The sequence below is a fragment of the Lysinibacillus sp. GbtcB16 genome, from assembly GCF_019091145.1.
Classification (GTDB): domain Bacteria; phylum Bacillota; class Bacilli; order Bacillales_A; family Planococcaceae; genus Lysinibacillus; species Lysinibacillus fusiformis.
The window spans coordinates 1-254 of the sequence record NZ_JAGXJV010000617.1 but is presented as its reverse complement, the minus strand read 5'-3'; the positions used below and the strand labels follow the sequence as shown (position 1 = coordinate 254).

Sequence of the window (254 nt, the reverse complement as noted above, 5' to 3'; positions counted from 1 at the left end):
CCTCAAGACAGTATGGCGGATTCTATTATGCATAATTCATTTGTAGTAGTCTGGTTCCCTCCATCAAAAGAATGGATTATTATTGGAGATAGAAGTTATGGGATTAATATACTTGCAATTAAAAATGAGAGTGGTTTAAAACATAAATTAACACCGTTTTATAATTGGAGTTCGTTAGATAAATTTATATCCTTGAATTTTGAAGATGAAGTACAAGATCAAGAGTTTATTAAAAATATTTCGGGAAATTATAA

The 254-nt window shown here is 28.7% G+C and carries 1 pseudogene; it reads left to right on the top strand.

The features are described 5' to 3' along the window. Positions 1-27: 27 nt before the first annotated feature. Positions 28-254: pseudogene (locus KVT27_RS25415) on the top strand (hypothetical protein); the annotation flags it as partial.